The organism is Actinocorallia sp. API 0066, assembly GCF_020991275.1.
GTDB lineage: Bacteria > Actinomycetota > Actinomycetes > Streptosporangiales > Streptosporangiaceae > Actinocorallia.
In genome coordinates, this window is record NZ_JAJLQY010000004.1 from 101,511 (window position 1) to 121,160 (window position 19,650).

Genomic DNA, 19,650 nt, shown 5'->3' on the forward strand with positions numbered 1-19,650 from the left:
CCGAGCCTGCGTACGACGCGAAACCAGCCCAGCGGGGTAAACGGCCATACCACCACGCCCATGCTTCCGAACCCGGTAGGCCCCACCCGCCATAACCCATTCGTACATCACGGACACACCGGACCCATTCGGACAGCGAGAACAGGTGGACTCCAACACCCGCACCGGCCCCCCGACCCAAGGCACCCACTCCAGGTCCTCCGCGTCGGCATGCACAACAACATGCAGCCCGGTGCAACGCCGACGGGCCCGCAGCGACTCGTTCACCGCCCCGCCCTCACGTACACGATCAGGGCAACGACCAGGACGACCCACAACAGCAGCCCGATGATCACGGCGACGATCAGCTCCGTCATCGCCCGGCCTCCCGTCCGGCCTGGTCGGCGAGCGCGGCGGCGAGCGTCTCAAGGTCGTCCTCGATCAACGTCTCGGCCAACCCGGCCGCGAGTTCCTCGGTGGTCAGGCGGCGGCCTGTCCTTGTCGCCTTCGCCCATCCGGTTCGGCGGATGTTCCAGCCGGGGTGCTCCGCCCTCAGCTGCTCGACCGTGATCGCGCCCGCCATGTGACCTCCCTCGTCGCGGAGTGTGCTGTTTCCAGCACGGTAGAGAAGGGGCCTGGGCTGGATCCACTGGCTTGCGCATGCTTGCGCGCTAATCGAGGGCGGTGATCGCGGCGGTGATAAGCGCTCGGGCGCCGGGACCGTAGACGGCGTGTGCGGCCAGCTGCTCGTAGGCGCGGACGTAGAGCTCGATCTCGCCCGGCGCCGTGGTGGTGACCTGGGCGGACAGCAGTTCGACGGACACCTGGGCGTCGTCGAACACGGTGAAGGTCTCCAGCGGCCACACAGGGCGGTTCTCGGCGGCGTGGGGGATGACGCCGACAGAGACCGCGGGCAGGGACACGGCCGACAGCAGGTGCCCGAGCTGGCCCGCCATGGTCTCCCCGTCGCCGATGCGGTGCCGCAGGACCGATTCCTCAACGAGGAGGGCGAACCGGTGTCCCGGTTCGTGCAGGACCCGGTTGCGGGCCATCCGCGCCGCCACGGCGTCCTCGACGTCGTCGGGCGTGCCCTGGAACGCGGTGATGGCGGCCATAAGAGCCCCGGCGTAGGCGGGCGTCTGGAGCAGCCCGGGGACGACGGTCGAGGTGTACACCCGCATGAGCCGCGTCCGCTCGTACAGGGGGACGCGCGACTGCTGGGCGTGCCGCAATCCGGTGGCGTGGGCACGCCTCCACCGCACGAACATCGACTCGACGTTTCGGGACGCCGCGACGAGGTCGGGCGCCTGGTCCTGCGCGCCGCACACCCGGCACCAGACGCGGATGTCGGCATCGGTGACGGCCTGCTTGGCCCCCTCGATGCGCGACGTCTTGGCCTCATGCCAGCCCGCGGCGGCCGACAGCGCCCGGCCGGTGAGCCCCGCGTCGAGGCGGATCTCACGCAGCCGGGCGGCGAGCTCCTGACGCGCGCGCTGGACGCTGGACGACGGATGGACGGCCACAGTTCAGAGACGATAGTCCCGGTGATCGACGGCACGTGCCCAAACCGCCTCGAACGCCGACCGGCACAGCGTGACCAGGCCCGCGTCCCGTGACAGCTCGTCCTCGACGATCTCGCCGTCGCCGCTGAAGTGGTGGACGCGCACGAGCCCGTCGTCGAACAGCCAGAAGTCGTTGCCGGGCAGCGCCAGGTCCGACGCGCGCCGACGAGGCAGCCACCGGACCTCCTCGCCCGCCGCCACGTTGGTCGCCGCGGTGATGGCGTACTCGAACCGGATGTAGTCGCTCACCGGCTCCGACACGATCCGGGCCCGCCGAATCCGCACGCCGCGCGCCACCTGCGCGGCGATGAGCGCCGACCAGTCCGGATAGCACGAGACGCCGACGTCGATCTCACCGTCCCGCCACGCGGCGAAGTCCGGATCACCCGGCGTGTAGGAGTCGCGCATCTCCAGATGCACGGCCTCCCGCGTCGTGGACCGGATCAGCTCACTGAACGGCGGAATCGCCGACATCGCGCAGGGCCTCCAGAACCAGGGTTCGCATACGGGCGGGCAGACGCACGACCGACTCGTCGTCGGCGATGTGGCTGCGCGCCTCGACCTGCGCCAGGTCCCGCGCGTCGGTCACCGTCCACCCCTGGAACACCAGGTCACCGGTCCCCTCATCGACGAACACCGCGGGGCAGTGATCTGCGCCCGCCTCCGGGTCGATCACCAGAAACGGTAGCCGCATCACAGCCTTCTGCGCGCCCATGTTGCGCAACCTTGCGCACCCTTCGCTCTGCCCGCGCCTCCCAGCCACCCGGCGCCCATGGCAGACCCCGGCCAGAGCACCGCCAGGGTCGGGGGCTCTGGCCGGGGTGGCCGGGCTCTTGGAGAGGTGGGTCAGGGTTCGGTGGGGGTGTAGGCGAGGTTGGGGCGGAGCCAGCGTTCGGTTTCGGGGACGGGCATGGCGGTGCGGGTGGCGTAGTCCTCGATTTGGTCTTGGGCTAGGCGGCCTACGGTGAAGTAGCGGGCTTCCGGGTGGGCGAAGATGAGGCCGCTGACGGCGGAGGCCGGGGTCATGGCGTAGGACTCGGTGAGGGCCAGGCCGCGTTTTTCGGCTTCTAGGAGGTCGAAAAGGGTGCGTTTGCGGGTGTGGTCGGGGCAGGCGGGGTAGCCGAGGGCGGGGCGGATGCCGCGGTAGCGTTCGGCGTGCAGGTCGGCCAGGTCGGGGGCGGCGGCGGGCTCGAACCAGGCGCGGCGGGCCTGGAGGTGGATGAGCTCGGCGAACGCCTCGGCGAGCCGGTCGGCGATGGCCTTGACCATGATGGCGCGGTAGTCGTCCTTGGCGGCCTCGTACCCGGCGGCCAGCTCGTCGGCGCCGTGGACGGCGACGGCGAAGCCGCCCAGGTGGTCGCCGGACGGGGCGAGGTAGTCCGCGAGGCTCCGGTTGGGGCGGCCGTCGGGCTTGGCCGTCTGCTGCCGCAGCATCGGGATGCGGGCGCCGCTGTCGAGCACGAGGTCGTCGCCCTCGCTGTGCGCGGGCCAGATCCCGTAGACGCCCTCGGCGCGCAGCGACCCGGCCGCGACGATCTCGTCCAGCATCGTCCGCGCGTCGTCGTACAGCTCGCGGGCGACGGGCTGGTCGAGGATCGCGGGGAACTTGCCCTTCAGTTCCCAGGCGAGGAAGAAGAACTGCCAGTCGATCATCCCGCGCAGCTCCGTCAGCGACGGCGTGACGACGCGCAGGCCGGTGAACTCCGGCGTCGGCAGGTCCGCGAACGAGGGCCGTTCGGCGTTGGCGCGGGCCTGCTCCAGGGTGAGCAGCGGCTGGGACCTGCGTCCCTCGTGCGCCTCGCGGAGCCGCTGCTGCTCGACCCGGTTGGCGACGTCGAGGGTCTCGGCCCGGTCGGCGTCCAGCAGGTCCGACACGACGCCGACGACGCGGGAGGCGTCCAGGACGTGCACGACGGAGCCCTGGTAGGCGGGCGCGATCCGCACCGCGGTGTGCTGCCGTGACGTGGTCGCGCCGCCGATGAGCAGCGGCAGCTTGAGGCCGCGCCGGTCCATCTCGGCGGCGACGGACACCATCTCGTCCAGCGACGGCGTGATCAGCCCGGACAGGCCGATCGCGTCGGCGCCCTCCGACACCGCGGTGTCGATGATCTTGGCGGCGGGGACCATGACGCCGAGGTCCACCACGTCGTAGTTGTTGCAGCCGAGCACAACGCCGACGATGTTCTTGCCGATGTCGTGCACGTCGCCCTTGACGGTGGCGAGCACGACCTTGCCCTGTCCGCTGCGCGCCTCGGTGCGGCCTTCGGCGAGCGCCTTCGCCTTCTCCTCCTCCATGAACGGTTCGAGGTAGGCGACGGACCTCTTCATCACCCGGGCGCTCTTGACGACCTGCGGCAGGAACATCTTCCCGGAGCCGAACAGGTCGCCGACGACCTTCATGCCGTCCATGAGGGGGCCTTCGATGACGTCGAGGGGACGCGGAAGCAGCAGCCGTGCCTCCTCGGTGTCCTCCTCGACGTAGTCGGTGATGCCGTGGACGAGCGCGTGCGCGAGCCGTTCGGCGACGGGCAGTTCCCGCCACGAAAGGTCGATCTCCCGCTTGGTGCCGCTGCCCGACACCGTCCTGGCCAACTCGATGAGCCGGTCGGTCGCGTCGGGACGCCGGTCAAAAAGCACGTCCTCGACGTGTTCGAGCAGGTCGGCCGGGATGTCGGCGTAGACGGCGAGCTGTCCGGCGTTGACGATGCCCATGTCCAGGCCCGCCCGGACGGCGTGCAGCAGGAACGCCGAGTGCATCGCCTCACGCACGACGTCGTTGCCCCGGAAGGAGAACGACAGGTTCGAGATGCCGCCGGAGGTGCGCGCCCCGGGGCAGCGCTCCTTGATCCGGGGCAAAGCCTCGATGAACTCCTTGGCATAGGAGTTGTGCTCGCTCATGCCGGTGGCGACGGCGAGCACGTTCGGGTCGAAGATGATGTCCTCGGGGGCGAACCCGACCTTCTGCACGAGAAGGTCGTAGGCGCGCCCGCAGATGGCGACCTTCCGGTCGGCCGTCTCGGCCTGGCCCTGCTCGTCGAAGGCCATGACGACGACGCCCGCGCCGAACGCCCTGACCCTGCGGGCCTGCTCCAGGAACGGCTCCTCGCCCTCCTTGAGGCTGATGGAGTTGACGACGCCGTTGCCCTGGACGCACTTGAGCCCTGCCTCCAGCACGCTCCACCGCGAGCTGTCGATCATCACCGGGATCCTGGCGATCTCCGGCTCGGTCGCGATGAGGTTGAGGAAGGTCGTCATGGCCTGCTCGCTTTCGAGCAGGTCGGCGTCCATGTTGACGTCCAGGAGGTTCGCGCCGCCGCGTACCTGCTCCAGCGCCACGTCGGCGGCCGCCTGGAAGTCGTCGGCCTCGATGAGCCGCCGGAACCGGGCGGAGCCGGTGACGTTGGTGCGCTCGCCGATCATGACAAAGCCCGTGTCCGGGCCGATCTCGAAGGTCTCCAGGCCGGAGAAGCGGGTGCGGCGCGGCGGCTCGGCGACGGGGCGCGGCGCCTTGCCCTTGACCGCCTCGGCGATCTTCGCGATGTGCGCGGGGGACGTGCCGCAGCAGCCGCCCGCGATGTTGACGAGGCCGTCGTCGGCGAACTCGGCGAGCAGCGCGCCGGTCTGGTCGGGGGTCTGGTCGTAGCCGCCGAACGCGTTGGGCAGGCCCGCGTTCGGGTGCGAGGCGGTGTACGTCCCGGCGATCCGGGCGAGTTCCTCGACGTGCGGGCGCATCTCAGCGGCGCCGAGCGAGCAGTTGACGCCGACGACGAGCGGCTCGGCGTGCTTGACCGAGTTCCAGAACGCCTCGACCGTCTGGCCCGACAGGGTGCGCCCGGAGAGGTCGACGATCGTCACGGAGATCCACAGCGGCAGGTCGGGCGCCACCTCGTGCGCCGCCGCGATGGCCGCCTTGACGTTCAGGGTGTCGAAGATCGTCTCGATGAGCAGGAGGTCGACGCCGCCCTCGACGAGCGCCTCGATCTGCTCCGCGTACGTCTCCTTCACCTGGTCGAAGGTGACGGCCCGGTAGGCGGGGTCGTCCACGCGCGGCGAGAGCGACAGCGTGACGTTCAGCGGCCCGACCGACCCGGCGACGAACCTGCCGCCCGCCTCGTCGGCCGCCTGCCGGGCCAGCCGCGCGCCCTGCACGTTCATCTCGCGGACGTGCGCCTCCATGCCGTAGTCGGCCTGGGCGATCGACGTGGCGGTGAACGTGTTGGTGGTGGTGATGTCGGCGCCCGCCGCGAGGTACTGGCGGTGGACGTCGAGGATCACGTCGGGGCGGGTGATGTTGAGCAGGTCGGGGTCGCCGGTGACGTCCTTGGGGTGGTCGGCGAAGCGGTCGCGCCGGTAGTCGGCGGGGGTGAGGTTCGCGCCCTGGAGCATGGTGCCCCAGGCGCCGTCCAGCACGGCGATCCGCTGCTCCAGGATCTCCTTCAGCCGCCGCGTGCGCTCCGCCCGCCGCTGAGCCGTCACTGCCGTCATGCGCGCCCTCCCTTGGTGTCGGGAGGCGCCCTTGATCCATCGACCAGGTCGAGCGTGGCGGGCGGGTGCCGCCCGTTGCAGCGCCTCTCGGCCTGTCCGCCCGATCTTACCGCGTCCCGGGGGGCGTGCCGCGTCCGCTGTCAGGCTTCGGCCGGGGGCGGGTCGTACTCGGAGTCGGTGACGTGGCCCGCCCATTCGGTGTCCGGTTCGCCGTCCGGCGCACCGCCTTCCAGCAGGCCGAGATGCACCATGAAGTGGGTGGGAGCGGCGCCGTGCCAGTGCCACTCCCCCGGCCCGGTCCGGACGGTGTCGCCGGGCCGTAGCACGTTGATCTCCTCGCCGCGCGTCTGGACGAGCCCGATTCCGGCCAGGACGTGGAGGGTCTGGCCGCGTGTGTGCCGGTGCCAGGCGGTCCGCGCGCCGGGCGCGAACCGGACGAGGTTGGCCCGGACGAACGGCGGCCGCGCGCCCGGCGAGATCACGTCGATCCAGGCGTCGCCGGTGAACCGTTCGGCGGGCGCCTTGACGGTAGGCCCGTGCGTCAGCCGTTCCACGATGCTCCCTCCGCCGCTCCGGTCTCCTCGTTGTACCCGGCGGCCCGGCGAACCCGTGTGAAACCCGCGCATGTTCTCGGCAAACCCTGGCATACCAGGCGCGTCACCAACCGGGGGCCTTTACCCGGTAAGGCTGGAGACGCGGCGAGGCGGCACGGAACCGTCCGTGCCGCCTCGCGGGGGTCGTCCCGGTGTCAGGCCGGTTCGGGGCGGGCGTCGGGGTGCGCGACGACAAAGGCGTCGTAGACCTCGTCGGCGATCTTGCCGCGCGCGCTCACCTCGACGCCCTGGGCGACCGCCCACGCGCGGACGTCGGTGTTGGTGTAGCCCTGCAGGCGCGGGGCGGTGTCGGCCGACGACCGGCGGGAGCGGCCCGCCTGCTTGACCTCCGCGGCCCGCTCGACGAACGGGGCGAGGGAGGCGAGCAGGTCGGTCAGGTGCTTGTAGTTGGCGTCGCCCAGATCGATCGCGTACTTCGAGCCGCCCAGCTCGAACTCTCTCCGGGTGACGTCCTCACCGTCGTACCCGTCGATGTCGTCCACCACGATGGTCTTGGTTGCCACTGTGAAGATTCACCCTTTCGCTCGTTTGTTCGCAAGCGAGCCTAGTGGCCCCCGGCCCCCGCTCGCGCCCTGACGCGCACACGGGCCACCCGGCCGCGCCCGCCGATCAACGCTGACCTTGTCGTCGAGATGCCGTCCGAGCGGGGCGGACATCGCCCGAGCAGGGTGCGCGGGTAGCGTCATGTGGCGTGGGAGTGAGGTCGGGGAACGGCTATTCTGGCCGCGGAACTAGGTACGAACGAGGGCCCCGGCGGGTGATCGCCGGGGCCCTCGTCTTGTTTGCGCTTACAGGTGCTTGCCCGCCTTGATGCCGCGGGCGAGGCGCGCAGCCGCTGACGGCGTGAAGACGAGGGCGGGGTGGGCGGGGTTCTTGCTGTCGCGGACGGCGACGATACCCGGCACGCTGCCGAGCTCGACGCAGGCGCCGTTGGCCTGGGAGTGGCGGGACTTCCGCCAGGTAACGGTGGAGAGATCGGGGGACATGGGTTTACCTGCCTTCGGAACTAGGCTGACACAGGTGCTTAGCCCGCCGCCTCTGCGAGGAGCGCGCGGCTCTGGGCCGGGCGCAGCGCGTTGGCGGCGAGCAAGCGGTGTGTTCGCCGGTAGACCTCCACCTGCGCGGCGGCCTCGACGAACAGTTCACTTCCCAGTATCTCCACGTACGCGCATGGATCGTCCTCGGCGGAAGGAAAAGCTAGCACGGTGAAGCTGCTCAGCGTGCCTGGGTGAGCACCGACGCTCTGCGGGATCACCTGGAAGACGACGTTCGGCAGGTTTGTGATCTCCAGCAGGTGCCGTAGTTGCTCACGGTGCACGCGTTCCCCGCCGACTGGTCGTCGTAGCGCCGCCTCGTCGATGATCGCCCACAGCTTGAGCGGGTCGTGCTGTCGGGTGAGGACTTCGGCCCGCGTGGCGCGCAGCTCGGCCTGGGAACGGGCACGTTCTTCGGTGAGGCCGTACGGACCGGCGACGTTGAGGGCGGTCGCGTAGTCGACGGTCTGGAACAGGCCCGGAACGACGGCGAGTTCGAACGTCTCGGCCTCCTGCGCTTCGGCTTCCAACCCGATGTACTCCGAGTACGCGTTGGGGATGACGTCGGCGTAGGGACGCCACCATCCGGCCTGTCGGCTCTGCTTGGCCAGGTCTACGAGGTAGGCGCGTGTCTCGTCGTCCACCTCGTAGAGAGTGCACAGGTCCTCGATGTCACGCGGGCTGGGCCGCTTCCACTCGTTCCGCTCCATCCGGGCGATCTTGCCGACCGTCCAGCCCAGGCTTCTGTCGACCTGGACCGCGTGCAGCTTCCTGTCTTCGCGGATTTTGCGGAGGCGGGCGGACAGGCGACGACGCCTCAGCGTGGGGCTGAACTGTTCCGGCACGCGTACCTCCCGTGTGTCCAGTGGTGCGGCGAGCCTACCGGGGTTCATGTAATCGGACATCGCGAAGCAAATATACCAAGTCGAATTTCACTATGGCTTTTTTGCTTTGGTTAGTCCATGCTGGGGCCACACCACCTGGTTCCGCGTCCGGCTGACCGGACGCCATGACGGAAAGCGAAGACGTCATGACACCACCTGGGGAGATCGTCTTCCCTGTTGCACATGGGCCCGGAGACGGCGCAGCGGCGGTTGATCATGCGGTGATCGCTCGTCTCGACGCCGTCTACGGGATGCGCTGGCGGATCTGGTCGTCTGACGAGGGGCATCTGTACGCCTCGCTCCGTGAGGACCCGCCGAAGGTCGCGAAGGGCGCCGGGTATCACGGCCTCTACCGCACCGTGCACGCGGCGACCGCGCATGGCCTGGAAGCCGAGTTGGAGAAGCAGGCCGCCGCGATGCTCCGCGTCGAGGCGTTCGCGGCGGAGGGTCTGTGATGCCGCGGCGTGGCAGGGCGTTGCGTCAGGCGCTCGTCGATGAGCTGGAGGCCGATCGGCGGGGCCGCGCGACGGCTGCGCGGATGGATGCGGCGTTCGGCTGGTGGGTGGTGGTCTACAGCGGTCACCGCGGCACCTACACCGCTTTCCCGCGTCATGGCGTGCCGCCGTGGGGTGGTGAGCCTCCGGAGGTTGAGGAGGAGCGGGACCCGGCCGTGCTCGCCGCTCGGATGCGCGGCGTCGACGAGCGGTTGTGCCCCCGGGACCCCGTCGCGGCCTGGTCTGGCGACAGCCCGCATCTCGCACGGCAGGCGCCAGCGGCCGTGCGTCCGTGATCGGGGTGCGGCGGCCGTGCGCGGACGGCCGTCGCGCCCGCACTCAACGCGAGCAGGGAGGTAAGACGTGATCGGTCTGGACGACTTGCGAGAACCGCTTGACCTGGCGATCCACAGCTCGGCGGGACGGCTGTGGCCGGGCGCGGGGGTGGAGATGGGCGAGCTGGCCCCGAGCGTGACGAGTTACGTGCGGCCCGTCCGGGTGACGGGGTTGGCGCCGATGTACGCGAAGGTGTCGGTGCTGGGTTCGTCCCTCGTGTCGGTGCTGCGGGGCGTGCATGGCGACGCGGTGCGGGTGGCGGCCGCTCTCCCGGTGTATCTGGCGGAAGCGGACTGTCTGGTGGCGCGGGAGGCGGCCCAGTTGCGGGCGCTGGCGCGTGTCGGCGTGCCGGTGTGCGAGGTCGCGGGCCAGGCGGGCGGCGTCCTGTTCACTCGCGCGGTCGACGGCCCTACCCTGGCCGACCTGGTCGAGGTGTCCCCGGACGCGGCGGGGGATCGCCTGCTGGCCGTGACGGCCGAGCTGTCCAGGCTTCCCCGCGTGGCCTCCGCGCTGGGGCCGGTGGCGATCCCGGAGCGGGACATCGTCGCGATCTTCGCGCGGAAGTTCGATCGGGGCGGGGCGCGGGAGTATCTGGCGGCGACCGGGCACGGGGCGGTGCTGGAGCCGGTAGTGGCGCAACTCGTCGCCCTGCGCGGGGTCCTGTACGAGGAGCCTCGGGTGCTGCAGTACGGCGACCTCAAGCCGGAGCACGTGTTCTTCCCGCACGGTTTCGCCGCGCGGCCGGTGTTCGTCGACCCGGGAGTGATGGCGGCGCACCCGTGGAGCGACCTCGCGCGGCTGACCTCGCGGATCGGTCTCCTGGCGATGGCCGGACGGGCGCCGGCCCGGGTGCGGGGTGTGATGGTGGACGAGCTCGTCGCGCACCTGCACAGCTTCGGGCCCAGCGACAGCGACGGGGTGCGGGACCTGGTGCTGCTGTGGCTGATGGACACGGTCAACATCCTCACCACCTACTGCACCGCCCCCGAGGGCCTGCCCGTCGGGCGGCACGCCGTCGAGGTGCGCGCGGCCGCGGAGGTGGTGTGCGGCTTCCTGGCCGAGGCGACCGCTGAGCTGCCGGTGCGGCAGCAGTCACGCGTCCTGTTCGCGCGGGTGGTCGCGGCGCTTGCCGGGGCGGCGCGGTGACCGGGGCGCGGGTGGGCATCATCGGCGCGGGCGCCGTCGGGCAAACGGTCGCGGCGCTGCTGGCTGCCGCCGACTGGTGCGAGCGGTTGCAGATCGCTTCGGGATCGGCGGCATCGGCGGGGGCGCTCGTCGCGGACGTGGAGGACATGCTGTTCCAGACGGGCAACCCCACCCTGGTCCAGGCCGTGCCGGTCGAGGAGATGCGGGCGGCCGACGCCGTCGTGGTCTGCCCGCGCGCGCCGTTCGCGAACGGCGCGACGGTCGACGTGCGGATGGCGGGCATCCACGCGAACGCGCCGGTGATCGTCGCGCTGGGCCGCGCCCTGGCCGACTACAGCGGTGTCGTCGTCGTCGTGACGAATCCCGTCGATGTGATGGCGGCGCTGTTCGCGCGGGCGTCCGGCGCGCCGACCGTGTTCGGGGTCGGCGCGGCCACCGACACCGCGCGTTACCGTGGGGCGCTCGCGCGGCACCTGGGCGTGTCCGTGCCCGAGGTGAGCGGGCGTGTGATCGGTGAGCACGGGGACGGCGCCGTGGTCTGCGCCCACGCCACCCGCGTCCGCGGGCAGCCGGTGCAGGTGCCGGTCGAGGAGATCCGGGCCGAGTTGCGCGCGCGGCCGGGCCGGATCAGCGCCGGGATCGGCCGGACCCGCATCGGCCCCGCCGGAGCCGTCCTGCTGGCCCTGCGCGCCGCGCTCGGCCTCCACGACACCGTCATCGAGCTGTCGGTGCCCGCCGAAGGGGTCGGCGTGCCCGTCAAGTTCAGCGGCGGCGTCCCGACCGTCCTCCCGGTGGATCTCGCGCCGGAAGAAATACGCGCGCTCGCCATCTCGCGGGCGCGCCAGCGCCGCCTCGTCGGCGAACTGTCCCATCTCCTGGAAGGAACCCCATGACCCACACCGCCCACATCAGCGCCGCCGGGTACAGCGTCACGGTCTCCGCCACGACCTCGGCCGTCACGCAGTGGTGCCTGCGGTACTTCGGCGACTGGTGGACGGCGACCTCCGGCGCCCACACCATCGAACGGCTGATCAACGCGAACGTGAACGCCTCCCTCGCCCAGGGCGCGGTCGACTACGTCCAGGCCATCGCGACGGACGAGGTGGAGTACGCCGCCGCGCCGATGGTCTACGCCCGCGACCCCGAAGGCGTGGTACACGCGGCCCAGGGCGGCACCGCCTACCGGTACGTGCCGGCCAGCGGCGGCCTGCGACTCATCGGCGCGGACGCCGTCGAGGTCGCGACGGCCACCGCGCGGCTCGCGCGCGAGATGCTGCGCGGGCGACTCGTGGACGACGGGTGGCTGATCCTGCACGCCTCGGCCGCGGTCGGCCCCGGCGGGCAGACCGTGCTGGCGCTCGGCGACAAAGGCGCCGGGAAGACCACGACCGCGCTCCTGCTCGCCTCCCTGCCCGGATGGTCGCTCCTGGCGAACGACCGCGTGTTCGTCCGCCTCGACGGCGAAGGGGGGGTGGACGTGCTGCCGTGGCCGTCAGCGGCCGCGATCGGGTTCGGGCTCCTGGAGGCGTGCGGCTGGTACGAACCGGTCCGCGCGAGGCTGCGGGACGGCCTGGAGATGCACCCGACACAGAAGCGGCAGGTGACCGACGCGCTCCTGGCCGGGGACCGGACGCCCCTGCGCAAGCCCAACGGGCACGAGCTCAAGCCGCAGTTCTGGCCCGACCAGCTCCGCGACTGGCTCGGCCTGCCACTGGCCCGCCACGGCACCGCCACCCACGTCCTGTTCCCCCAGATCCAGCCGGACGCCTCCCCCGGCGGGCTCAGCGCCCCCCGCGACATCACCGCGGCGGACATGTTCACACCCGCCCAGGACGACCGCTACCCCGACATCTTCGGGATCGCCCCGGTCACCCCCGATCCCACCGACGCCGTGCTGGCGCACCTCAAGAAACTGCCCCGCTTCGGAGTCCTACTCGAGCGCGAGGTGGACGCCAACCGGGCGTTCCTGTCGCACCTGACCCTCTGACGGCACGCCCCTTCGACCGGCGCGGCGGCCCGCTCCATCGGGCCGCCGCGCCACCCCGAAGATCAGGGCGGACCGTGCGGTGACGGTGCTGCGGGTGGTCACGGCGGGGGATCCGGTGTTCACCCGCCCGGTCGGGCCTGAGGCGGTGCAGGGCGTCCAGGTCGGCGCACCACGGCCCAGGTCGTCACGCGTCCCGGAGCCGGTCGAGGGCGGCGCGGCGGAGCGCGGGCCTGTCCACGCCGCCCGTCGCGGTGCGCGGCAGCTCGGCGACCCGCCAGACGGTGCGCGGCGCCTGGAAGGCCGCCAGGCGGGCGGCGGCGCGGGCGACGAGCCGGTCCACCGGGCCGCCGCCGACGACGAACGCCGCCGGGACCGCGCCGAGCCGCTCGTGCGGGATGCCGACGACGGCCGCCTCAGCCGCGCCCGCGACGGCGGTGAGGACGTGCTCTACCTCCGCCGGGTAGACGTTGAGGCCGCCGACGACGATGACGTCCGCGAGCCGGTCCACAACGCGGAGCCTTCCGGCGGCGTCCAGTTCGCCGACGTCGCCGGTGCGCAGCCAGCCGCCGGTGAACGCGGCGGCCGTCGCTTCCGGATCGTCGAGGTAGCCCGCCATCACGCCGGGGCCGCGCAGCAGGACCTCACCGGGGCCGTCGGGCGCGTCCACCCTTACCGCGACGCCCGGCAGGGGCCGTCCCGACGTCTCGGCGGCGGCCGAGGGGGGATCGTCCGAGCGGGTCATCGTGCAGACGCCGCCCGCCTCCGTCAGGCCGTAGGCGGTGAGGACGTGGCGGACGCCGAGCCTGTCGCGCAGCGCCGTCACGAGGTCGCGCGGCACCACGGCCGCGCCGGTCACCGCGACCCGGACGGTGCCGCGCGGCATCGCGGGCTCGGCGAGCAGCGCCCGGAACAGCGCGGGCGGCCCGTGCAGCACGGTCGCGCTCCGGGCCGCGACGGCGGCGGCCAGCGCCGCCGGATCGGGCGACGGCACCGGCAGCACCGTCGCGCCCGCCACCGCGCTCGCGAGCAGGCCGCTCTTGTGCCCGCCCAGGTGCGCGAAGGGCGCGACGACCGGGTACACGTCACCGGCGCGCAGTCCCGTGACGCGCACCCACGAGCGGGTCGTCGCGACCAGGCCGCCGTGCCGGAGCAGCGCCCCCTTGGGACGTCCGGTGGTGCCGGAGGTGAACTGGACGTGGCTGACGTCGTCGGGGCCGAGCGCCGCCAGCCTGCGTGTCACCTCGGTGTCGCCGCGCGCGCCCTCGGCCAGCTCCACGGGCGTGACGACCGTCGGGGCGCCTGCCCCGGCGGGGCGCTCGGGCCCCCGCGTCACCTCGGCGTGGCCGTCGGCGACGAGGGCGGCGGCCTCGGCCGCGCGGGCGGCGAGCGGGGCGCCGTCAGGGGCCGTGCCCCCGGCGACGAGGACGCGGGTGTGGGAGCGCAGGAGGAGGTCCGCGGCTTCGGTGGGACGGTAGCCGGTGTGCAGGGGAACGATCCGCGCGCCCGCGCAGAGGGCGCCGTAGGCGGCGACGGCCCAGTCGGCGCCGTTCGGCAGCCAGACGCCGACGCTCTCGCCCGGCGCGACGCCCAGCGCGACGAGCCGCGCGGCCGCCGTCAGCGCCGCCTCCCACAGCTCCGGATAGGTGAGCCGCACGCCGTCGCCGCGCAGCGCCGGACGCGTCGGATGCTCCCGCGCCGTCCGCTCCAGAACACCGGGGAGCGTGTCGCTATGCGCGCGGGTACCTGTCACAGCCGCACCCTAACCCGCCCCCGCACCCCCACGCGGACACTTGATCGTGCTGTGCCAAGCGCCCGGCCCCCCGGGCCAAATCCAACACAGCCCGGGGGGTCGGGCGCTCCCGGGGTTGCCCCGTAGGCCCCCAAGGCCGGAGGGGCAGCGCCGGGCCCGCAAAGCGCCCGGCCCCCTGGGCCAATCAAACACAGTGGCGTACGGTGGCGCGGGGAGGACCGAGGGCGGTTCGGCGCGCCCCGTTGTGCCGTCGCAGGGAGGACGAGGACATCGTGAGCGAGCTGCTGGGTGTGGGCGATGACGGGGCCGTGAGGGTGTTGACCTTTCGGCGTCCCGAGGTGCGGAACGCGTTCAACGAGGAGTTGTACCGGGCGTTGGCGGCCGCGCTCGACGCGGCGGCGGCCGATCCGTCCGTCAGTGTTGTGGTGGTGACCGGTGAGGGCACCGTGTTCAGTGCGGGCACCGACCTGAACGAGATGGCCGAGATCGCGCGGGCGCACGCGGCGGGCGAGACGACCGAGGAGACCGGCAAGGGCTTCCCGCTCCTCATGGACGCGCTCGTCGCGTTCCCCAAGCCGCTGCTCGCCGCGGTGAACGGGAGCGGCGTCGGGCTCGGCCTGACCATGCTGGCGCACTGTGACCTCGTGCTCGTCGCCGAGGGCGCGAAGCTGCGCGCGCCGTTCACCACGATGGGCGTCGCGCCGGAGGCGGCGAGCAGCTACCTGCTGCCGCTGCGGCTCGGCCCGCAACTCGCCAACCTCGTGCTGCTCGCGGGTCATCCGCTGACCGCCGGGCAGGCCGTCGCGCACGGGCTCGCGCTGCGGGCCTGCCCGGCCGAGACGGTGCTCGCCGAGACGCTGGAGCTGGCGCGGGAGCTGGCCGCCAAGCCGCTCGCCTCGCTCGTCGCGACGAAACGGCTCGTCACCGAGCCGCACCGCGCGGCGGTGCTGCGGGCCCGCGCGGGCGAGGACGCCGCCTTCGCCGAACTCCTGTCCGGGTTCGGCGCCTCGTGACCGGGCCCATCACCTTCCGGCGGGTCCGGGAGGACGACTTCCCGCTGCTCGGCACGTGGCTCGCGCACCACCACGTCGCGCGCTGGTGGAACCACGAGACGTCGCCGGAGGCCGTCGCGCGGGACTTCGGCCCGACCGCGCGCGGCGAGGAGCCCTCCGAGGACTTCCTCGCGCTGCGCGACGGGCTGCCGTTCGGGCTCGTCCAGCGGTGCCGGGTCGCGGACTACCCGGAGGAGCTCGCGCCGCTCGCCGAACTCGTGGACGTGCCGGACGGGGCGGCGCAGCTCGACTACTTCGTCGGCGCGCCCGACGACACCGGGCGCGGCCTGGGCACCGCGATGATCGCGGCGGCGGTGGCGCGGGTGTGGCGGGACCTGCCGGACGCGCCGTGCGTCATCGTCTCGGTGGTGGCGGCGAACCGGCCGTCGTGGCGGGCGCTGGAGCGCGCCGGGTTCCACCGGATCGGCGCCGGGGACCTGGAGCCCGACAACCCGGTGGACCAGCCGCTCCACTACGTCTACCGGCTCGACCGGCCCTGACGGCGAGGGTTCCTCAGCCCGCGCCCGCGAGGCCGAACCCATACCGGGTGTCACCGGATGAACACGTTATGCCGGACAGCATCAAGATCGAGTGCTATATACATTATTAAGTTTTCAACGAACGATGCAGGCCCTTCCGCGCGGGGCCCGTCACCCCAACCCCCCGTGGAGACACAGCATGACATCGGACACCTACCGAGCGTTGCCACTTCTCATCGACGGGTCACTGTCGTACGCCGCCGAGGGCGGCGTCTTCGAGAACATCGACCCCGCGACCGAGGAGGTCCTCGGCACAACGGCCGACGCCGGGCCCCGCGACATGGACCGCGCGATCGCCGCCGCCCGCCGCGCCTTCGACGAGACGCCCTGGCCGACCGACCTCGCCTTCCGCGTGCACTGCCTGCGCCAGCTCCGCGCGGGCCTGGAGCGGCACGCCGACGAGCTGCGCCGCACCATCGTCGCCGAGGCGGGCAGCCCGGTGACGCTCACCCACGGCCCGCAGCTCGACGCGCCCGTCGCCGGGCTCGGCTGGTGCGCCGACCTCGCCGAGTCCTACGCCTGGGAGACCGACCTGGGCGTCGCCGCCCCGCTCGGCGTCCCCACCCGGCGTGTCCTGCGGCGCGAGCCCTACGGGGTGGTCGGCGCGATCACCCCGTGGAACTTCCCCATGCAGATCACCCTGGCCAAGGTCGGGCCCGCGCTCGCGGCGGGCAACACCGTGGTGCTCAAGCCCGCCCCCGACACCCCGTGGACGGCGGCGATCCTCGGCCGGATCGCGGCGGAGGAGACCGACCTGCCGCCCGGCGTCCTCAACGTCGTCGTCGGCTCCGCGCACGGGCTCGGCGCGCAGCTCGCCGCCGACCCGCGGGTGGACCTCGTGTCGTTCACCGGCTCGACCGCGACGGGCCGGGCCGTCATGCGGTCGGGCGCCGACACCCTCAAGAAGGTGTTCCTGGAGCTCGGCGGCAAGTCGGCGCTGCTCGCCCTGGACGACGCCGACCTGGCCACCGTCGTCGGGAACGCCGCCTTCCAGATCACCACGCACGCCGGGCAGGGCTGCTCGCTGCTCACCCGGCTCGTGCTGCCGCGCGCCCGCTACGACGAGGGCGTCGAGCTGCTCGTGGAGACGCTGCGGAACTGGCCGTACGGCGACCCGGCCGACCCCGGCACGCTCATGGGGCCGCTCATCAGCGAGCGGCAGCGGCGGCGCGTCCTCGGGTACGTCGCGCGGGGTCTCGCGGAGGGCGCGACGGTGGCGCTCGGCGGCGGGATCCCCGCGCACCTGCCGCGCGGCTACTTCGTCGAGCCGACCGTGCTCACCGGCGTCACGCCGGCGGCGACCGTGGCGCGGGAGGAGATCTTCGGGCCCGTCCTCACGGTGCTCGCGCACGACGGCGACGACGACGCCGTCCGGATCGCCAACGACTCCGTCTACGGGCTGTCCGGGATGGTGGTGAGCGCGTCGGAGGAGCGGGCGCGGGCCGTCGCCGAGCGGGTCAGGACCGGCACCATCTCCATCAACGGCGGCCTCTACTACGGCGCCGACGTGCCGTTCGGCGGGTACCGGCAGAGCGGCGTCGGCAGGGAGAGCGGCAGGGCCGGGTTCGAGGAGTACCTGGAGATCAAGGCGATGGCGTACGCGCACTGACCCGTCCGGGGGCGGGTCCGCGCGCGGGCCCGCCCCCTCTCTGACGGTCGCCGCGCTTCAGTGCCGTGGTGAGAACACTGTTCTCTCCAGGCGAACGTGAGAGTCTTTCCATGAACCGTTGGGTGACACGTTTCACAGAAGCAGGCGTCTCATCTGAGTGCACTAGGGTTCTCGCATGGCGCAGAAGACGGACCCGCCCGTGGACAACCCGAGCGAAGAGCCCGCCTGGAAGCGGCGCGCCGTCGAGCGCTCGACCAGGGCCGTCAAGCTGCGCGCCGAGCAGCGGGTGGAGGGCTTCCTCGACGCCGCACGGGCCATCATCCTCGAGAAGGGCACGACGGACCTCACGGTGCAGGAGGTCGTGGACCGTTCCCGGCAGTCACTGCGCAGCTTCTACCAGCACTTCGACGGCAAGCACGAACTGCTGCTCGCCCTGTTCGAGGACGCGCTGCGCCGCACCGCCGAGCAGATCCGCGCCGCCGCGTCCGGCGAACCCGACCCGCTCGGCAGGCTGAAGGTCGCGGTGGTGCTGCTGTTCGAGCTGTGCCGCCCCGACCCGGCGGCACGCCGTCCCCTGTTCACCGACCTCGCGCCACAGTTGATCATCTCGCACCCCGCCGAGGTGAGGATCGCGCACGCGCCTCTGTTCGTCCTGTTCACCGAACTCCTGGCCGCGGCGGCCGAGCGCGGCGCGCTGCGCACCGCCACGACGCCCCGCCGCGCGGCGTCGCTGACCGTCCAGACCGTCATGTTCACCGCCCAGTCCTCCGGCCGCGACGAGGCACACCCCCTCACCGCCGAGGAGGTCTGGGACTTCTGCGCCGGGGGCCTCGTCGGGCGGTAAGACCGGAAGGCCCCGGCCGCTTCACCCCCGCTCGGGCGTGAGGAGCTTGGCGAGGAGCCCGGTGAGCTGGGCGCGCTCGGCCGGGGTGAGGACGCCGAACGCGTCGTCGAGGAGGGCGGGCACCGCGGTCTCGGCGGTGGCGAGGCGGTGGCGTCCCGCGTCGGTGAGGGTGACGGCGTAGGAGCGGCGGTCGTGCGGGTTGCGGTCGCGGCGGACGAGGCCCGCGCGCTCCAGGTCGTCGCAGACGCCGACCATGACGCTGCGGTCGATGCGCAGTTCCGCGCTCAGCGTCTGCTGCGAGCAGGAGCCGACCGCGGCGAGCATCTTCAGCACGAGGTGCTGGCCGACGCCGAGCCCCTGCGCGGCGGCGCTCGCCTCGGCCGCGCGCGCGACGAGCGCCGACGCCCGGCACAGCGCGATATCAGGACGCTCCGCCACAAGCCGGGGGAAGTACGTCGGCTTGGCGGCGGCCCGGTCGGCGGTCGGCATCGCTCTCCTCCGGATAGGTCGGCCCCCACCCTACCAACGCGATCTGCCCACCGATTGTTTGACGACAGATGATTATCCAGTCTACGGTTGCCACACAGATCATCTGTTGAAAGATGAATCAGCGCCCCGAACCCCGCGACGCCACACCGCGCCGCCCTCGCCGCCATCCGCCCAGGAGACACCCGTGACCCTCGACCTCACCCCCGACGAGCTGCTCTCCACCACCCGCGCGGTGCGCAAGCGGCTCGACCTGACCAGGCCCGTCCCGCGTGAGCTGATCGCCGAGTGCGTGGACCTCGCCGCGCAGGCGCCGACCGGACGTAACCGGCAGCGCTGGCACTTCCTCGTCGTCACCGACGAGGCCCGGCGCCGCAAGGTCGCCGACCTCTTCCGGCGCGCCCTCACCTCGGGCGGCGGCGCACCCCTGAACGAACGCGACCTTCGGCGCATGTACACCCATCCCGGCTCGATGGAGCGCATCTCCGAGGGCGTCGAGCACCTGTACGCGAACATCCACCGGGTCCCGGCGTTCGTCATCCCCGCCGTCGAGGGGCGCACCGACGGCGCGTCCGTGCTCGACCAGTCGATGACGTGGGGGTCGATCCTGCCCGCCGTGTGGAGCTTCATGCTCGCCGCCCGCGCCCGCGGCCTCGGCACCGTCTGGACGACCGCCCAGGCCCCCTACGAGCGGGAACTCGCGAAACTGCTGGGCGTCCCACACCGCGACGTGATGCTCGCCGCCTTCCTGCCCCTCGCGTACACGATCGGCACCGACTTCAAGCCCGCCCGCCGCATCCCCCGCGACCAGATCCTCCACTGGGACACCTGGTAACCCCACGGCTTGTG

At 72.4% G+C, this 19,650-nt stretch carries 21 protein-coding genes and 1 riboswitch; of the genes, 10 read left to right on the forward strand and 11 right to left on the reverse strand.

What is annotated here, in order from left to right; all coding sequences use genetic code 11:
• Positions 1 to 352: 352 nt before the first annotated feature.
• The 9 genes from LO762_RS11460 to LO762_RS11500 form a co-directional block, all read right to left on the reverse strand.
• On the reverse strand, positions 353 to 562 hold the full coding sequence (locus tag LO762_RS11460; RefSeq protein ID WP_230614579.1) for a hypothetical protein: 210 nt from the start codon (positions 560 to 562) through the stop codon (positions 353 to 355).
• 88 nt (positions 563 to 650) lie between these two features.
• Positions 651 to 1,502, reverse strand: a complete 852-nt coding sequence (locus LO762_RS11465; protein ID WP_230614580.1) for a helix-turn-helix transcriptional regulator — start codon at positions 1,500 to 1,502, stop codon at positions 651 to 653.
• A 3-nt stretch (positions 1,503 to 1,505) separates the two neighbouring features.
• The gene (locus LO762_RS11470) at positions 1,506 to 2,015 is read right to left on the reverse strand and encodes a DUF6879 family protein (RefSeq protein WP_230614581.1); all 510 of its coding nucleotides are present in this window, start codon (positions 2,013 to 2,015) and stop codon (positions 1,506 to 1,508) included.
• Positions 1,990 to 2,256 carry a hypothetical protein gene (locus LO762_RS11475; RefSeq protein ID WP_230614582.1) on the reverse strand — a complete coding sequence of 89 codons (267 nt, stop codon included), beginning with the start codon at positions 2,254 to 2,256 and terminating at the stop codon, positions 1,990 to 1,992. Before LO762_RS11475 ends, LO762_RS11470 begins: the two co-directional genes overlap by 26 nt.
• Positions 2,257 to 2,387: 131 nt before the next feature.
• Complete coding sequence (metH, locus tag LO762_RS11480) at positions 2,388 to 6,026, reverse strand: methionine synthase (protein ID WP_230614583.1); 3,639 nt, start codon at positions 6,024 to 6,026, stop codon at positions 2,388 to 2,390.
• Between the two features lie 16 nt (positions 6,027 to 6,042).
• Positions 6,043 to 6,121: riboswitch (S-adenosyl-L-homocysteine riboswitch) on the reverse strand.
• A gap of 45 nt (positions 6,122 to 6,166) precedes the next feature.
• Positions 6,167 to 6,580, reverse strand: a complete 414-nt coding sequence (locus LO762_RS11485; protein ID WP_230614584.1) for a cupin domain-containing protein — start codon at positions 6,578 to 6,580, stop codon at positions 6,167 to 6,169.
• A gap of 194 nt (positions 6,581 to 6,774) precedes the next feature.
• Entirely contained in the window at positions 6,775 to 7,143 is a 369-nt protein-coding gene (locus LO762_RS11490; RefSeq protein WP_230614585.1) for an Lsr2 family protein, read from the reverse strand.
• Between the two features lie 285 nt (positions 7,144 to 7,428).
• The gene (locus tag LO762_RS11495; RefSeq protein WP_230614586.1) at positions 7,429 to 7,626 is read right to left on the reverse strand and encodes a DUF397 domain-containing protein; all 198 of its coding nucleotides are present in this window, start codon (positions 7,624 to 7,626) and stop codon (positions 7,429 to 7,431) included.
• A gap of 38 nt (positions 7,627 to 7,664) precedes the next feature.
• Entirely contained in the window at positions 7,665 to 8,579 is a 915-nt protein-coding gene (locus LO762_RS11500) for a helix-turn-helix transcriptional regulator (RefSeq protein WP_230614587.1), read from the reverse strand.
• A 200-nt stretch (positions 8,580 to 8,779) separates the two neighbouring features.
• Between LO762_RS11500 and LO762_RS11505 the strand changes: the two genes are divergently transcribed.
• From LO762_RS11505 to LO762_RS11525, 5 genes are all read left to right on the forward strand, one after another.
• Positions 8,780 to 9,013, forward strand: coding sequence for a hypothetical protein (locus tag LO762_RS11505; protein ID WP_230614588.1), 234 nt, complete (start codon positions 8,780 to 8,782; stop codon positions 9,011 to 9,013).
• Complete coding sequence (locus LO762_RS11510) at positions 9,013 to 9,348, forward strand: hypothetical protein (RefSeq protein ID WP_230614589.1); 336 nt, start codon at positions 9,013 to 9,015, stop codon at positions 9,346 to 9,348. The genes LO762_RS11505 and LO762_RS11510 overlap by 1 nt, the downstream gene beginning before the upstream one ends.
• Positions 9,349 to 9,415: 67 nt before the next feature.
• Positions 9,416 to 10,534: a phosphotransferase gene (locus LO762_RS11515; RefSeq protein ID WP_230614590.1), complete on the forward strand. Its 1,119-nt coding sequence runs from the start codon at positions 9,416 to 9,418 to the stop codon at positions 10,532 to 10,534.
• Complete coding sequence (locus LO762_RS11520) at positions 10,531 to 11,427, forward strand: hypothetical protein (RefSeq protein WP_230614591.1); 897 nt, start codon at positions 10,531 to 10,533, stop codon at positions 11,425 to 11,427. Before LO762_RS11515 ends, LO762_RS11520 begins: the two co-directional genes overlap by 4 nt.
• Positions 11,424 to 12,521 (forward strand): hypothetical protein, encoded by a 1,098-nt coding sequence (locus tag LO762_RS11525; RefSeq protein ID WP_230614592.1) that lies wholly within the window; start codon positions 11,424 to 11,426, stop codon positions 12,519 to 12,521. The genes LO762_RS11520 and LO762_RS11525 overlap by 4 nt, the downstream gene beginning before the upstream one ends.
• Before the next feature lie 184 nt (positions 12,522 to 12,705).
• Here LO762_RS11525 and LO762_RS11530 read toward each other — a convergent pair whose 3' ends face one another.
• Positions 12,706 to 14,271, reverse strand: a complete 1,566-nt coding sequence (locus LO762_RS11530) for an AMP-binding protein (RefSeq protein WP_230614593.1) — start codon at positions 14,269 to 14,271, stop codon at positions 12,706 to 12,708.
• A gap of 272 nt (positions 14,272 to 14,543) precedes the next feature.
• Between LO762_RS11530 and LO762_RS11535 the strand changes: the two genes are divergently transcribed.
• The 4 genes from LO762_RS11535 to LO762_RS11550 all read left to right on the forward strand — a co-directional run bounded on the left by LO762_RS11535 (position 14,544) and on the right by LO762_RS11550 (position 18,315).
• Complete coding sequence (locus LO762_RS11535; protein ID WP_230614594.1) at positions 14,544 to 15,284, forward strand: enoyl-CoA hydratase/isomerase family protein; 741 nt, start codon at positions 14,544 to 14,546, stop codon at positions 15,282 to 15,284.
• Complete coding sequence (locus tag LO762_RS11540) at positions 15,281 to 15,823, forward strand: GNAT family N-acetyltransferase (protein WP_230614595.1); 543 nt, start codon at positions 15,281 to 15,283, stop codon at positions 15,821 to 15,823. Before LO762_RS11535 ends, LO762_RS11540 begins: the two co-directional genes overlap by 4 nt.
• Before the next feature lie 178 nt (positions 15,824 to 16,001).
• On the forward strand, positions 16,002 to 17,471 hold the full coding sequence (locus LO762_RS11545) for an aldehyde dehydrogenase (RefSeq protein WP_230614596.1): 1,470 nt from the start codon (positions 16,002 to 16,004) through the stop codon (positions 17,469 to 17,471).
• 175 nt (positions 17,472 to 17,646) lie between these two features.
• A complete protein-coding gene (locus LO762_RS11550; RefSeq protein ID WP_230614597.1) occupies positions 17,647 to 18,315 on the forward strand; it encodes a TetR/AcrR family transcriptional regulator in 669 nt (222 codons plus the stop codon).
• A gap of 21 nt (positions 18,316 to 18,336) precedes the next feature.
• Here LO762_RS11550 and LO762_RS11555 read toward each other — a convergent pair whose 3' ends face one another.
• Entirely contained in the window at positions 18,337 to 18,804 is a 468-nt protein-coding gene (locus tag LO762_RS11555) for a MarR family winged helix-turn-helix transcriptional regulator (protein WP_230614598.1), read from the reverse strand.
• A gap of 184 nt (positions 18,805 to 18,988) precedes the next feature.
• On the opposite strand from LO762_RS11555, the gene LO762_RS11560 reads away from it, so the two are divergent.
• Complete coding sequence (locus tag LO762_RS11560) at positions 18,989 to 19,636, forward strand: nitroreductase family protein (RefSeq protein ID WP_230614599.1); 648 nt, start codon at positions 18,989 to 18,991, stop codon at positions 19,634 to 19,636.
• Positions 19,637 to 19,650: the final 14 nt, after the last annotated feature.

Excerpts from the sequence above, each read along its gene's own strand:
- LO762_RS11550 (WP_230614597.1), top strand. The coding sequence starts at position 17,647 with ATGGCGCAGAAGACGGACCCGCCCGTGGACAACCCGAGCGAAGAGCCC.
- LO762_RS11470 (WP_230614581.1), bottom strand. The coding sequence starts at position 2,015 with ATGTCGGCGATTCCGCCGTTCAGTGAGCTGATCCGGTCCACGACGCGG.
- LO762_RS11460 (WP_230614579.1), bottom strand. The coding sequence starts at position 562 with ATGGCGGGCGCGATCACGGTCGAGCAGCTGAGGGCGGAGCACCCCGGC.
- LO762_RS11545 (WP_230614596.1), top strand. The coding sequence starts at position 16,002 with ATGACATCGGACACCTACCGAGCGTTGCCACTTCTCATCGACGGGTCA.
- LO762_RS11475 (WP_230614582.1), bottom strand. The coding sequence starts at position 2,256 with ATGGGCGCGCAGAAGGCTGTGATGCGGCTACCGTTTCTGGTGATCGAC.
- LO762_RS11500 (WP_230614587.1), bottom strand. The coding sequence starts at position 8,579 with ATGTCCGATTACATGAACCCCGGTAGGCTCGCCGCACCACTGGACACA.
- metH (WP_230614583.1), bottom strand. The coding sequence starts at position 6,026 with ATGACGGCAGTGACGGCTCAGCGGCGGGCGGAGCGCACGCGGCGGCTG.
- LO762_RS11555 (WP_230614598.1), bottom strand. The coding sequence starts at position 18,804 with ATGCCGACCGCCGACCGGGCCGCCGCCAAGCCGACGTACTTCCCCCGG.
- LO762_RS11525 (WP_230614592.1), top strand. The coding sequence starts at position 11,424 with ATGACCCACACCGCCCACATCAGCGCCGCCGGGTACAGCGTCACGGTC.
- LO762_RS11495 (WP_230614586.1), bottom strand. The coding sequence starts at position 7,626 with ATGTCCCCCGATCTCTCCACCGTTACCTGGCGGAAGTCCCGCCACTCC.
- LO762_RS11510 (WP_230614589.1), top strand. The coding sequence starts at position 9,013 with ATGCCGCGGCGTGGCAGGGCGTTGCGTCAGGCGCTCGTCGATGAGCTG.